Source organism: Marinomonas sp. 5E14-1, assembly GCF_039939215.1.
Lineage (GTDB): Bacteria > Pseudomonadota > Gammaproteobacteria > Pseudomonadales > Marinomonadaceae > Marinomonas.
Window position 1 is genome coordinate 1 of the sequence record NZ_JBDXMW010000002.1, and the last position, 13939, is coordinate 13939.

Below are 13939 nucleotides of genomic sequence, written 5' to 3' on the forward strand. Positions count from 1 at the left end.
CTCTGGCTCTGGCTCTGGCTCTGGCTCTGGCTCTGGCTCTGGCTCTGGCTCTGGCTCTGGCTCTGGCTCTGGCTCTGGCTCTGGCTCTGGCTCAATAGTCTCTTGTGTTTCTAATTCTACTGACAACTCATCTGTTGATTCTAATATCGCTTTTTCAAGTTCTTCAACTGAAGCATCTAAAGAGGACAAGCCCTCTTCACTTAAACCGATCCTCTCTGTAACAGGCTCATCATTCGTTACATCATCTATATCTTGATCTGACAAAGCCTCATCAACTTCAATTGGTTGCTGTTCTGTTGTCGCTTCATGCAATAAATCATCAAGATACTTTTGAACCGCAACTTGAGGACCTATTAGCGTTTGTTCCTTATTCTTTGTTTCTTTCATAAATAATTACTACCCTGCTGGCTTCAGCAAAGAATCCACCAAACTCGTATACGCCTTTATGCCACGAGCATTCGGGTCTAAAGCCGATGGTGCTATGCCTGCTGTACTTGCATCTCTTAACTTGGTGTCAACAGGTATAACTGAATGCCAGACTAATTCTTCATATGTATCTTTTAAACTTCTCAAGCTTTTATTTGAAGCTTGAGTTCGTCGATCAAATAACGTGGGCACGATTAAAAAAGGAACAGGACGTTTTCTAGCACGGTTGATCATGGTGAGCGTTCTTACCATTCGCTCCAACCCTTTAATCGCCAGAAATTCAGTTTGCACAGGGATAACAAGTTGCTGACAAGCGGCTAGCGCATTGATCATCAAAACACCCAATACTGGCGGACTATCAATTAATACATAGTCATAATCGTCCCATAAAATAGCCAAAGTTTTTGAGATCACAAGTCCCATTCCACCTTGAGCTTGAGCGTGACGTTCTAACGTTGCTAAAGCGGTAGACGCAGGCAATAAAGATAAATTGGGATGTCCTGTTTCAAGAATCAAAGAAGCTGGAAGGTCTTCAGGTATTTTTCCTGTAGCCTGAAAAAGGTTATACGCACTATGCTCAATGGAGTCTGGGTCAAAACGAAAGTAGCTCGTCAGTGACCCGTGCGGATCTAAATCCACCATTAATACACGGTTGCCAGCATCTGCTAATACACCTGCCAAGGAAACAACTGTTGTCGTTTTTCCCACACCACCTTTTTGATTCGCCACCGCCCAAATGTGCACTCTGACTCCCCTGATATCCTATGCTGTTATTTTGCTTACGAATTCTTTGCAATCATATACAGTAACTAACTACTTAAACAAGTAATCATGAACATTATCAGCGTCATGCTTGCTAATTTGTATCACCACACGACGATTTTGCTGACGAGCTTCTTCGTTATTATTGTCGATTTTTGGGTTCTCACTGGAAAAACCAACTGGTGCAATCATTTCAGATTTAACACCTTGATAAATTAATTCATCCACCACAGAAGCAGAGCGCAAGCTAGATAAATGCCAATTAGAAACTAAATTCCTTGAGCTGACAGGCGTATCATCTGTGTTACCTTCAACTAAAACAACGGTGGGATATTCTTTCAGAATATTTGCGACTAAAATCAATAGAGCTACAGCTTCATTCGTTAAATCATATTCTCCCTGCCCAAAAACCAAACCAGAATTCAGCTCCAAACTCACCCAGTATGCAGACTCAGACACCGAAATTTGGCCGTCAGCATGCAATCCAGAAAACTGGTTTTCAACAACTTGAGATAATAGAGAATAAACTGCTGAGGAATGACTTTCCTCTATTGTCGGAATCACAGGGGGGATCGGTTTGGTTTCAACCACTTCAATATCTTTTGGTTCACCGATAATAGGTTCACCGATATTAATCGGCTTAACGGATTTTTGAACTGCTTCAAAAACACCATGCAACGTTTCTTTCAACCGCGGTTCATCTCCTGTATTTTTTGACGAAAGAGCGTATAAGGCTACAAAGAAAGCAAACAATAAGGTAATAAAGTCTGCATAGGATAATATCCATCGATCTCTGTTATCACCCTGTGATGACGTCACCTTAGCAACGACTCTACGACCTTTTAACTTCCGTTTTGGAGCATTACTCATAAGTGCTGAGCTCTAACTCTAGTCGATAAGGATGTTTGCCTGTTGCAATACCACAGATACCATCAATTAATAATTGATGGTAGAGAAGCTCTCGATCAGCGTAATCAGACAATTTCTTTGCGATAGGGAAAACCACTAGATTAGCAAAGCCTTGGCCGTACAGTGTAGAAACAAAGGCAACAGCAATACCATGCCCTAAGGCTTCAGGGCTATCCAGATTTGCCATCGCTTGAATTAAACCAAGGACAGAGCCCATAATCCCTAAAGTAGGCGCGTAGCCACCAATAGACTCAATAAAGGTTATGCTTTTCATGCGCTTATTATAAATGCGCGTAGCGTCATCATTAAGGCGACCCTCTAATAATTCAGGATCAGCGCCATCAATGGCCATCTGTAAAGCACGATTAGAAAAGTTGTTGCTAAATACTTCTATATCTGACTCTAACGCTAACAAGGAAAGTCGTCTCGCCTTATGAGCCAAACTATTAATTACAGCGCGAGAAGAATTAAAATCAAAAACAGGAGGAAATAGACTCCATTTTAAAAGAACACAAGCTCGAATGGCTTCATGAATGCTACTTTGAATAAGTGTAGCGCCAATGCTACCAACAATAACAATAATTGCAGAAGGAAGGTTTAATAGAAGAACTATTTCTCCTCCTCCTAACCAGTTAGCTAGAAAGACCGAACTAAAAGCGATTAATAGGCCCGCTAAAGTAACGAGATCCACTAGCTTACCTCTCGTGCAATACGCTCACCAATATGTTGTAGATCTATAATATCATCTGCCAAACCGGCTTTTTCGACAGCCATTGGCATACCATAAATAACACAGGAATCTTCGCTTTGAATCCAAACTCTAGAGCCTGTGTTCTTGAGCATACGAGTACCCTCTCGACCATCTGCTCCCATTCCTGTCATAACAACAGATAACACTTTACCTGGGTAACATTTTGAAGCGGAGCCGAAGGTAACATCTACAGATGGCTTATAATTAAGCCTTTCATCACCATCTAAGATCCGTACACATCCACCATTTCTAGGGTCTACCATCATTTGCTTCCCACCTGGAGCTAATAATGCAACACCGGCTTGTAGGCGATCTCCATCTTGAGCTTCTTTAACAGTAATTTGGCAAATATTATTTAATCGATCAGCAAAAGCACTCGTAAAAGCGGCTGGCATATGCTGAACCAATACTAGAGGAGCTGAGAAGTCTTTAGGCAACTTGCTCAACACAGTTTGCAAAGCCATTGGACCGCCAGTGGAGGTTCCAATAGCAACCAAACTAACTCGCTTTCTAACTCGCGGAATGATGACCCCACGATCTGTAACAATTGGCTTAGGGACTTCACGTGGAGCTAAAGCTTCAATAGGTACACGACCACCAGTTAAACGAGTTTTTGCTACAGCGAGGACTCGATCGACCAACGCTCGTTTGACTACAGCAGAATCACGAGAAATGTCCTCAAAATTCTTTGGCATAAAATCAACCGCGCCAGCCTCAAGCGCATCCAATGTAACCTTAGCACCTTCATGAGTTAACGATGAAAACATTAACACTGGAGTCGGTTTAATTTCCATAATGTTAGCAACTGCATCAATGCCATTAAGAACAGGCATTTCATAGTCCATAGTTACAACATCTGGCGATAAAGACTGTACTTTATCAATTGCCTCTTTTCCGTTATTCGCGGTACCTATTACAGTAAGGCGAGGGTCTGCTTCAAAAATTTCAACGAGACGACGACGAAAAAAACCGGAGTCATCTACAACTAGCACCTTTACAGGCATATTACATCCTCTAAATGGAAGTCATATTACTTTGATGCGTATGTTTTAAGCATACTAGGGACATCTAGAATCAAAGCAATACGACCATCACCTGTTATGGTTGCACCTGCAACACCAGCAGTACCTTGCAACATTTTACCTAGTGGTTTAATAACCACTTCTTCTTGACCAACTAATTGATCAACAACAAATCCCACTTCATTAATACCGACTTGCACAACAACAACATGAGCTTCCGAAGGTAAATCATCTTTTCCACTACCTTTGACTAACCAGCTCTTCAGATGGAAAATTGGCAATGTTTTACCACGAATAACAACCACTTGTTGCCCATCGACAATGTTGGTTTTTTTCAAGTCCAGATGAAAAATCTCATTCACACTCACAAGAGGGAAAGCAAAGGCTTGATCAGCCAATGTAACCATCAATGTCGGCATAATCGCAAGAGTTAACGGTACTTTGATAATGAAGCGTGAACCTTGCCCTAAAACAGATTTAATATCTAATGTACCATTGAGCTGAGATATTTTGGTTTTCACCACATCCATCCCAACACCACGACCAGAAACATCTGTAATTTCTACTTTTGTAGAAAAACCTGGCGCAAAAATCAGATTAAATGCTTCATCATCAGATAAACGATCAGCAGCATCCGTGTCCATTAAGCCTTTTTCTACAGCTTTACCTCTTAGGAAGTTGGGATCCATACCAGCACCATCATCATCGATGGATAGCAGAATATGATCACCCTCTTGCTCTGCAGATAAAATAACCGTTCCAACCCGAGGTTTGCCATTTGCTTCACGAACATCAGGCCCTTCAACACCATGGTCTACAGAGTTTCGCACCAAGTGAACAAGAGGGTCCGCTAACGCCTCAACTAGGTTTTTATCTAAATCTGTATCTTCACCACGTAGGACAAGGTTTACTTCTTTCTTCATATTTCGAGCAAGATCTCGAACTACTCGTGGGAAACGACCGAAAACCTTTTTAATTGGTTGCATTCGCGTCTTCATTACCGCGTTTTGCAAGTCACCTGTTACAACATCCAAATTTGATACTGCTTTACCCATCGATTCATCTTCGCTTTGAAGGCCCAATCGAACAAGACGGTTACGAACCAATACAAGCTCACCAACCATGTTCATAATGTCATCTAAGCGTTTAGTATCAACACGAACCGTTGCTTCCTGTGTAACAGGTGCATTAACAGTTTTTTCCTTAGTTTTTTCAGCATCAGCTTCTACAGGCTTCGCCTTAGTAGCTGGTTTAGGTGCTACAGGCTTTTCAGGCGCAGGCTTTGCCTTAGCTTTCGCCTTCTCTGGCTCTTTAGGCTTTTCTACTTTTTTCTCAGTTTCTTTTTTCTGACTTTGTAAAGTATCTAGGAGTGACTCAAACTCATCTTCCGTTATTAGATCACCTGAACCAGCAGGTACATCAGGGGAAGGCTCAGAACTTTCGTCTTTCTTAGTATCTTTAGAAGATGAATCCGTTTCGCCGTGAAGCTTATCCAACAAGGCTTCGAACTCACCTTCTGTAATTTCATCAGATGCAGCTGAATCTGGCTTTTCTTCAACCACTGGATCATCAGAAATACCTGGAGCACCGCTACCATGCAACTGATTCAGAAGCGTATCAAATTCATCTTCTGAGATGTCATCACTAGCATCAGTTTTAGGCTCATTATCAGAAGAAGCGTCAGTATCACCTAAAGCATCGAGTAAAGACTCAAATTCATCATCAGAAATATCAACTTCTTCACCCGAAGCATTAGAACTTTGATCTTCATCATCTAAATCAATTGTAGTGTCATCAGATTTGGCAGGTTCACTTGACTCTTCAACGCCTTCATCTTCATCCGCTCCAGCCAACTCTTCTTCAGTTGGAGGTGTAGCGTAGGCACTTAATGCCGAAATTAATTCAGGGGACGCTCGTTCAGGCTCACCACCTGAACGAACAGTATCGAACATTTCATTTACAGCATCGAGTGCTTGTAAAACAATGTCCATTAAATCAGAGTCTATTTTACGCTGACCATTCCTTAAAATATCAAAAACGTTTTCAGCGTAATGACAACAGTCAACCAAAGCAGTTAACTGTAGAAATCCTGCACCACCCTTTACCGTATGGAAACCACGGAATATTGCATTAAGCAATGCTTTATCATCAGGGTTCTGTTCTAAATCTACTAATTGTTCAGAAAGCTGCTCTAAGATCTCTCCAGCTTCTACCAAAAAATCCTGTAAAATTTCTTCATCGACTTCAAAACTCATCCTTAGCCCCTTCTAGAAACCAAGACTTGATAGCAAGTCGTCTACTTCGTCTTGACTATTCAATACTTCTGGGTTGTTTTGTTTATTAATAGCTGGGCCATGACCACGAGTATCATCGTGATCAGACTCTTTCTCTTGGTGCTCAATTCCGGAGATACTATCAACGCGTCCAGCAACAGCGACGAGATGTACTAATTTTTCTTCTACATCTCGAATTAAATCATTCACTCTAGCAATTACTTGACCGGTTAGATCTTGATAACCTTGCTCTAGAAGAATCGTGTTGAGGTTTGAATGCAAGGTTGTTGCGCTTTCATCAGCATATGCTAAAAACACATCAATTCGCTTGTACAAATCGCGAAACTCTTGTGGCGTCAAGTCTCTTTGAATTAGACGCCCCCAATCTTTACGCAACTCTTTAGCTCGGATTTGTAATTCACTGGCGACAGGAACACTACCATCCACCATATCCATGGTTTTGTTAGCGGCAGCACTGGTTGTTTCAATCACATAATTCAGTCGATCTGAAGCGTCTGTGATTTTGGTTGTGGCTTCACCTTCTCCTGACACCAAATCCATTGAATCAACCTGAAAATCACGAATGGCATCATGAAGACTTCGCGTCAAAAAACCCACTTCATTATAAAAGCTATTATGTCGAGCTTCACTTAACTCTTGGATTATTTTGATTGCACCATCAAAATCTCCGACTTCGATATGTTTTTGAAGCTCTACAGCACCATCTTTAACTAGGCTTTCAAATTCCACTAGTCCAGACCCCAATTCATTTGACATCCAAAATTCCTATTTCGCAGCGTCTATTCGTTCAAATATTTTCTCAATTTTTTCTTTCAAAGCGACGGCAGTAAAAGGCTTAACAACATAACCATTTACACCAGCTTGAGCAGCTGAAATAATTTGGTCACGCTTAGCTTCAGCCGTTACCATTAAAACAGGAATCGTTTTTAATTTTTCATCCGCTCTCACTGCTCGAAGTAACTCAATTCCTGTCATGCCCGGCATATTCCAATCCGTCACAAGGAAATCAATAGACCCAGCTTGAAGTATCGGCAGCGCTGTCGTTCCATCATCTGCTTCAACTGTATTGGTAAACCCTAAATCCCGTAACAAATTTTTGATGATTCGTCTCATTGTCGAGAAGTCATCAACAATTAGGATTTTCATATTTTTATCCAATGCAACCTCCACACCTTAAAGGTAATATTCCATAATACATAATTTAATCTCGCCAATTACTTAGTCGAGCTCGCAACCTCATAGCCGCTTGGCTATGTATCTGACTAACTCTTGATTCACTGACACCTAGTACAGCACCAATTTCTTTTAAATTCAGCTCTTCATTATAGTATAAAGATAATACTAATTTTTCCCTTTCTGGAAGATTTTCTATTTCTTTTGCTAATTCACTTTGAAAACCAACTTCTTCAACAAGTGAATAAGGAGAGTTTTCAAATTCAGACTCTGAGCTTTCCAAATTATTCGTGTCAGAATCCAACATTTCTTCATAACTAAACAACTGGGTCGACATAGAGGACTGTATCATCTCATGATATTCATCAATCCCTATTCCCATATGTGCAGCTATTTCAGTATCGCCTGCTTCACGACCAAGAGTCGCTTCTAATTCTTTAATGGCATTAGTGACTGCTCTACCATTTCTGCGCACAGAACGAGGTGCCCAATCAGATTTCCGAACTTCGTCCATCATAGAGCCACGAATGCGAATACCAGCATAGGTCTCAAAGCTGGCCCCTTTCGTCGATTCAAACCGTTTATAAGCTTCGATCAACCCCATCATACCAGCTTGAGTCAAGTCATCGACATCCACGCTATCAGGCAAACGAGCCAGTAAATGGTATGCGATTTTTTTTACTAAATACCCATATTGTTCGACAATCGCATCAATTGAAAGCGTCGCTTTTTTTGAGTATGTATTATATCCATTCTTGGTCTGCATAAAATATTCTAGGCAACCTTCACTATTTAAGTTAGTTGCGTCAACTAACTGTACTACATTGTTTGACGCAGCGCTTTCAGTAATAACATATTTTTACTAACTACCATACCTTTCTACCCGCCATATTTTAATGAGCCATATAGTTGACTATAATGTTCAGCCGTATAAACCGCTCGACTAATTAAATTATGCGCACGAGCAGGTTCAATATCATCAGGGATACGTTGGCCGTCGGCAATATAAACAACAGGTAAGCTTTCTTCGATTACCACACTAATGGCTTCTCCAAGAGAAGCAGATTCATCTAATTTACTTAAAACACAACCATCTAATTGAACTTGAGAGTAAATTTCAACAACAGTTTTTAATACTTGCCTTTGACTAGTGCAAGGCAAGACTAAAAGTTTCTTCAAGTTTTGTCTCGCACGTTTCATCATTAGAAGCTGACGTTCAAGGTTAGAATCCCTTGGATTCATACCAGCTGTATCAACAAGCACTAACGGGTAATCCGCATATTTTGCCAAAACGTCATTTAAATCTGAGTATTCACTTACCACCTCAACTGGAACATTTAAAATACGGCCAAATGTTTTTAATTGCTCATGCGCTGCAATTCGATAAGTATCCGTTGTTATTAAAACCACACCATCAGGGCCATATTTTAAAACATGCTGAGCCGCAATTTTACCAATAGAGGTGGTTTTACCTACGCCTGTTGGCCCCATAAAGGCAATACAACCTCGAAGCTCACTAGAGCTAGAACGTACAGGTATATAGTCTGCTAAATTCGCAAGCAATCGATTCCAATCGTCTTCTCGACCTTTTAGATCAATATCATCTATCAGTCTAGAAACAACAAAATCAGATAAACCTAACCCCTGTAGCTGTTGACGAGCTTTAATCTCAGCGGAACCAACCTTAGCATCCGCTCGGCCCTCTTCTTGCTGACGACGATCCAACATAACTCGAACATTTTTTAATTCCAGCTCCATTTCACGCATCTGCCGCTCATTATCAACATTGCGAATAGATAGTGTTTCTTCAACTTTAGGATCTGTCTTATCTTCTGATAGAGGCGGCATTTCAAAATAGTAAGAAGGCTTAGCCCGACTTTCACCATCAGACACAGACTCTTCTTTGGGAGGCTGTTTTTTAGCTTGCTCTATACGCTCTAGGTATTCAGAGCTTGGCGTGCGACGTTCAGGCAAGTGATTGGATACAGGACGTTTAGAGGACATATTAGAAGGGAGGGAACCGTCGTAATCCAAAGCGGCAACAATCTCTATCTCTCCGGTAGGAAGACGTTGATTTGATAAAATAACAGCATCAGGACCTACAGCATCGCGTACCTTTCGTATCGCTTGCCGCATGTCAGGAGCTCTAAACCGCCTAATTTGCATGAATAACTTAATCCTTCCAGTATATTTTTCTTACAAATCCATAGCTTACCCGAAAGATTCAAATAAATATAGATACTATTAATCTGTCAAATCATCAAACTTATTGCCCAATTACACCAACCACAGTAATACGTTTGTGATCTGGCACTTCTTGATATGAAAGCACAGACATATTTACCATACCGTAACGCATAAATCGCGCCAACATTGGCCTAATTGGAGCAGATACAATAAGAATCGGCGTATTTCCCATTACCTCTTGCTGCTCAGCAGACTGTTTCAAGGAATTTTGTAATTGCTCAGCCATTTGCGGCTCTAAAATAAGCGCTTCTTCATTTTTTATACCAGACTGCTGACTTTGCTGCACCGTTTGCATCAACATTTTTTCCAACTGAGGTTCTAATGTTAAAACAGGAATTTCCTCTATACCGTCAGCCAACGTCTGAATAATTAAACGAGACAAAGACGTTCGAACTGCGGCCGTCAATATCATAGGATCTTGAGTCTTAGGCTGCACCCCCATAATAGATTCAGCGATGGTCCGCATATCTCGAAGCGGCACACCTTCAATCAATAAGTTCTGTAACACTTTCAAAAGAACACTCAGTGGAATAGTGTTTGGGACTAATTCCTCCGCCAATTTTGGATTGTACTGTTTCAACAAGCTCAACAACTGCTGAACTTCATCATGACCAATTAGTTCATAGGCATGCTTATACATAATTTGGTTTATATGCGTCGCCACAACCGTACTAACATCAACTACTGTGTAACCGTAAGTCTGCGCTTGGTCTCTCTTTTTTGGATCGATCCATACAGCATCCAAACCAAATGATGGATCTTTACCTGGCACACCATCAATCGTGCCAAACACCTGCCCAGGATCAATCGCCAAATCTTTATCCGGATGCACCTCCGCCTCAGCCAAACTCACTCCCATCAAGGTAACTCGATAAGCATTAGGCATTAAATCTAAGTTATCTCTAATGTGCACACTGGGAACCAAGAAACCCAAGTCCTGAGACAGCTTACGGCGCACACCTTTAATCCTTGCTAAAAGCTCTCCACCCTGACTTTTGTCTACCAATGGAATTAACCGATACCCCACCTCCAACCCAAGCATATCTACTGGAGCAACATCATCCCAACTTAAATCTTTTACTTCTGCAGGCATATTATCTGAAGTAGACTTATTCGCACTCCCTGCTTTTTGCTTCTGCTTAGACTTCTGCTTCTTACGGTATTCCATAAAGTACGCAAGACCACCCAAACAAGCAGCCAAAGCAAGAAAAGATAAGTGCGGCATTCCGGGCACAACACCCATAATAGTCATCACACCTGCAGCAACATATAAAGCCTTTGATGAGCCAAACATTTGCCGCATTATCTGCGACCCCATGTCTCCACTCTCATTAACTCGAGTTACCATTATCGCTGCCGCAGTAGACAACATAAGAGAAGGCAATTGTGCAACCAAACCATCACCGATAGTTAAAAGCGAGTAACGCTCAATCGCCTCAGCAAAAGAAAGATCATGTTGCGCCATACCAATGGACAAGCCACCAATAATATTAATACCAAGAATTAATAAACCGGCAATGGCATCACCTTTTACAAATTTGGAAGCACCATCCATAGAGCCATAAAACTCAGCTTCAGAAGCGATCTCAATCCGGCGCTCTTTAGCCTGCTCAGCATCAATCATGCCCGCATTCAAATCCGCATCAATCGCCATCTGCTTTCCTGGCATTGCATCCAAAGTGAAACGCGCACTCACCTCCGAAATACGCCCCGCACCTTTCGTTACAACTGCGAAGTTAATGATCATTAATATGGCAAAAACAACAAAACCGACAACATAGTTACCACCAATAACCACCTCACCGAAGGCTTGAATCACCTTCCCTGCCGCGTCACCACCTTCATGGCCATTCAGCAAAACCACTCGTGTTGAGGCCACGTTAAGCGCCAAACGCATCAAGGTTGAAACCAGCAAAACCGTAGGAAAAACAGCGAATTCGAGAGGGCGCATCGAATATATTGCGACCAAAAGTACAACGATGGCTAAGGCAATATTAAAAGTAAAAAGAACGTCCAACAAAAAAGCTGGGATAGGTAAAATCATCATCGCCAAAAGCGACAATAACAGAATAGGAATACCTAGATTTCCACTAAAAATACCCTGCACTTGCCCCGCAAGTCGATCACGGTCAAAATTCACACTAGATCCCTAATAGAAAAACAAAAAAGCATGATCAATTGCCATCCCACTTAAATTCGTCTGGCACATCCAAATTTGGCATACTCTCAGGCTTTGGCACCCCCATGCGAGAGTTACGCAATTGATACACATAAGCCAGCAATTGAGCTACTACTTTAAAAAGGCCTTGGGGAATTTCATCACCAATTTCTGTATGATGGTAAACAGCTCGAGCCAATTCTGGAGATTGTATCACAGGGATATCATAGTGATTGCCAACCTCACGAATTTTCAATGCAATAAAGTCACCACCTTTCGCAAGAAGCTTAGGCGCAGCACCACCAGCCTGATCGTATTTCAGTGCAACAGAAAAGTGAGTCGGGTTGGTAATAATTACGTCGGCTTGAGGAACATCTGCCATCATTCGACTCATTGCAGCTTGGCGCTGCATTTGACGTATTCGCCCACGAACCAAAGGATCACCTTCTTGTTGTTTAAATTCATCTTTAACTTCTTGCTTGGTCATTTTCAGCTTTTCTTTGTGCGACCAAATCTGAAAAGGCACATCTATAGCAGCTATTAAAACTAAAGCAAGAGATACAAAGATAAACGACCAAATAACAACATCGATGCCATGAGAAATCGCGAGCTGAATAGACTGAAAGGTCAAGCCTAGAGTTTCAGCCAAGAAATAGTTCAGCACAACTACTGAAATAAGCCCTACCAAGGACACTTTAGCAATAGACTTTAATAGCTCAACCAAAGACTGAGCAGAGAACATACGCTTCAAGCCAGCAATAGGGCTCAACTTACTTAATTTTGGCGTCAAAGGTTCCCAAGAAAAATTAAGACCACCTAAAGCAATACTGCCAATAATACCAGCTACAGCCAACACACTCATCAGCAGCAACATCGAATCCATCATAGCAACAACAGACTGATAGAGATGAAAAACCATTCGACTCAAATCAAATAAATCCTCTCGCGCCATGAGAAAATTGAAGTCGAACAAAGCTGCCAAATCACGAGCCAACAAGGTACCAGTGCCATAAATTGTTACCGCAGCCACAATCAACAACAAAGCAGAACTTAAGTCTTTCGACCTGGGCAAATTGCCTTTGTCGCGGGCATCCTGAAGCTTCTTACTACTGGCACTTTCCGTTTTTTCACTGCCGTCTTCGTTTTCAGCCATTTAACTGAATCCCCCATGTGCCTTTCATCCAATCCGTCACTTCTCTGAAAAAAAGCAAATAAATATCTAAGAAGTCTTCCAACATAACCCAGAAAAAGAAGAGAGAAAACAACATAATAACAGGAAAACCAAGCGCAAAAATATTCAACTGAGGCGAGGCTTTAGCAACGATACCAAATGATAAGTTAATCACCAACACAGCAATTGCCAACGGCATAACTATCAACAAAGCCTTTTCAAACATCCAACTGCCAAGCAATACCAATTGCCAATACTTTTGACTCTCAAAACCTCCACCAATCGGCCAGTAATTAAAGCTCTCAGCCAAATACTCTATCATGACCAAATGACCATCAGTCCCTAGAAAAGCCAATGCAACCATAGATAAATAATACTGACCTAACGTTGCCACCGAAATACCATTAGCAGGATCATTAGACATGGCAAAACCAAGACCAGCCTTCATTGCCGCCAACTGCCCAGCTAATGAAAACAATTGAAATAAGATCGTAATAACGAACCCCATGACAAAACCAATCACTAATTGCTCGGCAATCAGAACAATGTAAGCAGGCGATACGGGATCATAATCAGGAATATCGATTACTGGCGTTACAATAACAGCAACTAAGAAGGAAAAAGCCACACGAGCTCTGGCATTAACCAAACGACTACCAAACAAAGGTAGCGCCATAAAGAAAGCACCAATACGAAAAAAAGGCAGAAGAAAGCTGATCGTTAAATTCAGAAGCTCATCAGGATTAAGTTCTAACATTAGCCTATTATCATAGGTATATTAATAAACAAGTTGGTCGTAAAGTCTGTCAATTTCGTCAAAATCCACGGACCTAGGTGCATGATAACGAGAATAGTAACAATCAACCTCGGCAGGAAAGAGAGGGTTTGCTCATTAATCTGAGTCGCGGCCTGAAACACACTCACAATCAAACCAACCAATAAGCTTGGCACCATCACAACCCCAACAATTAAAACAATTAAATAAAAACCCTGCCCATATAAGTCTAACACCACCTGAGGGTTCAT

13 protein-coding genes and 1 pseudogene are annotated in these 13939 nt (G+C 41.4%); all 14 read right to left on the minus strand.

The features are described 5' to 3' along the window. Nucleotides 1-387: pseudogene (locus ABFY09_RS01615) on the minus strand (chemotaxis protein CheW); the annotation flags it as partial. Nucleotides 388-396: 9 nt separating this feature from the next. Further along, on the minus strand, nucleotides 397-1170 hold the full coding sequence (locus ABFY09_RS01620) for a ParA family protein (protein WP_347982551.1): 774 nt from the start codon (nucleotides 1168-1170) through the stop codon (nucleotides 397-399). Nucleotides 1171-1239: 69 nt separating this feature from the next. Then, nucleotides 1240-2058 carry an OmpA family protein gene (locus tag ABFY09_RS01625; RefSeq protein WP_347982552.1) on the minus strand — a complete coding sequence of 273 codons (819 nt, stop codon included), beginning with the start codon at nucleotides 2056-2058 and terminating at the stop codon, nucleotides 1240-1242. After that, on the minus strand, nucleotides 2051-2788 hold the full coding sequence (locus ABFY09_RS01630) for a flagellar motor protein (protein ID WP_347982553.1): 738 nt from the start codon (nucleotides 2786-2788) through the stop codon (nucleotides 2051-2053). Before ABFY09_RS01630 ends, ABFY09_RS01625 begins: the two co-directional genes overlap by 8 nt. After that, the gene (locus ABFY09_RS01635) at nucleotides 2788-3852 is read right to left on the minus strand and encodes a chemotaxis response regulator protein-glutamate methylesterase (RefSeq protein WP_347982554.1); all 1065 of its coding nucleotides are present in this window, start codon (nucleotides 3850-3852) and stop codon (nucleotides 2788-2790) included. The genes ABFY09_RS01630 and ABFY09_RS01635 overlap by 1 nt, the downstream gene beginning before the upstream one ends. A 26-nt stretch (nucleotides 3853-3878) precedes the next feature. Then, nucleotides 3879-6125 carry a chemotaxis protein CheA gene (locus ABFY09_RS01640; protein WP_347982555.1) on the minus strand — a complete coding sequence of 749 codons (2247 nt, stop codon included), beginning with the start codon at nucleotides 6123-6125 and terminating at the stop codon, nucleotides 3879-3881. A 12-nt stretch (nucleotides 6126-6137) separates the two neighbouring features. Continuing rightward, nucleotides 6138-6920 (minus strand): protein phosphatase CheZ, encoded by a 783-nt coding sequence (locus ABFY09_RS01645; protein ID WP_347982556.1) that lies wholly within the window; start codon nucleotides 6918-6920, stop codon nucleotides 6138-6140. Between the two features lie 9 nt (nucleotides 6921-6929). After that, nucleotides 6930-7322, minus strand: a complete 393-nt coding sequence (cheY, locus tag ABFY09_RS01650) for a chemotaxis response regulator CheY (RefSeq protein ID WP_347982557.1) — start codon at nucleotides 7320-7322, stop codon at nucleotides 6930-6932. Nucleotides 7323-7365: 43 nt separating this feature from the next. Beyond that, nucleotides 7366-8103, minus strand: a complete 738-nt coding sequence (locus ABFY09_RS01655) for an RNA polymerase sigma factor FliA (protein ID WP_347982558.1) — start codon at nucleotides 8101-8103, stop codon at nucleotides 7366-7368. A gap of 113 nt (nucleotides 8104-8216) precedes the next feature. Then, nucleotides 8217-9503: a flagellar biosynthesis protein FlhF gene (gene flhF / locus ABFY09_RS01660; protein WP_347982559.1), complete on the minus strand. Its 1287-nt coding sequence runs from the start codon at nucleotides 9501-9503 to the stop codon at nucleotides 8217-8219. 100 nt (nucleotides 9504-9603) lie between these two features. Further along, nucleotides 9604-11724, minus strand: a complete 2121-nt coding sequence (gene flhA / locus ABFY09_RS01665) for a flagellar biosynthesis protein FlhA (RefSeq protein ID WP_347982560.1) — start codon at nucleotides 11722-11724, stop codon at nucleotides 9604-9606. 34 nt (nucleotides 11725-11758) lie between these two features. Then, complete coding sequence (gene flhB / locus ABFY09_RS01670) at nucleotides 11759-12895, minus strand: flagellar biosynthesis protein FlhB (RefSeq protein WP_347982561.1); 1137 nt, start codon at nucleotides 12893-12895, stop codon at nucleotides 11759-11761. Continuing rightward, nucleotides 12888-13670 carry a flagellar biosynthetic protein FliR gene (gene fliR, locus ABFY09_RS01675; RefSeq protein WP_347982562.1) on the minus strand — a complete coding sequence of 261 codons (783 nt, stop codon included), beginning with the start codon at nucleotides 13668-13670 and terminating at the stop codon, nucleotides 12888-12890. The genes flhB and fliR overlap by 8 nt, the downstream gene beginning before the upstream one ends. Continuing rightward, the gene (gene fliQ, locus ABFY09_RS01680) at nucleotides 13670-13939 is read right to left on the minus strand and encodes a flagellar biosynthesis protein FliQ (RefSeq protein WP_347982563.1); all 270 of its coding nucleotides are present in this window, start codon (nucleotides 13937-13939) and stop codon (nucleotides 13670-13672) included. Before fliQ ends, fliR begins: the two co-directional genes overlap by 1 nt.

What these genes read in the sequence shown, in the direction of transcription:
- ABFY09_RS01640 (WP_347982555.1), bottom strand. Translation starts at nt 6,125, where the DNA reads ATGAGTTTTGAAGTCGATGAAGAAATTTTACAGGATTTTTTGGTAGAA.
- fliQ (WP_347982563.1), bottom strand. Translation starts at nt 13,939, where the DNA reads ATGAACCCTCAGGTGGTGTTAGACTTATATGGGCAGGGTTTTTATTTA.
- ABFY09_RS01635 (WP_347982554.1), bottom strand. Translation starts at nt 3,852, where the DNA reads ATGCCTGTAAAGGTGCTAGTTGTAGATGACTCCGGTTTTTTTCGTCGT.
- flhB (WP_347982561.1), bottom strand. Translation starts at nt 12,895, where the DNA reads ATGGCTGAAAACGAAGACGGCAGTGAAAAAACGGAAAGTGCCAGTAGT.
- fliR (WP_347982562.1), bottom strand. Translation starts at nt 13,670, where the DNA reads ATGTTAGAACTTAATCCTGATGAGCTTCTGAATTTAACGATCAGCTTT.
- ABFY09_RS01625 (WP_347982552.1), bottom strand. Translation starts at nt 2,058, where the DNA reads ATGAGTAATGCTCCAAAACGGAAGTTAAAAGGTCGTAGAGTCGTTGCT.
- ABFY09_RS01655 (WP_347982558.1), bottom strand. Translation starts at nt 8,103, where the DNA reads ATGCAGACCAAGAATGGATATAATACATACTCAAAAAAAGCGACGCTT.
- flhF (WP_347982559.1), bottom strand. Translation starts at nt 9,503, where the DNA reads ATGCAAATTAGGCGGTTTAGAGCTCCTGACATGCGGCAAGCGATACGA.
- ABFY09_RS01645 (WP_347982556.1), bottom strand. Translation starts at nt 6,920, where the DNA reads ATGTCAAATGAATTGGGGTCTGGACTAGTGGAATTTGAAAGCCTAGTT.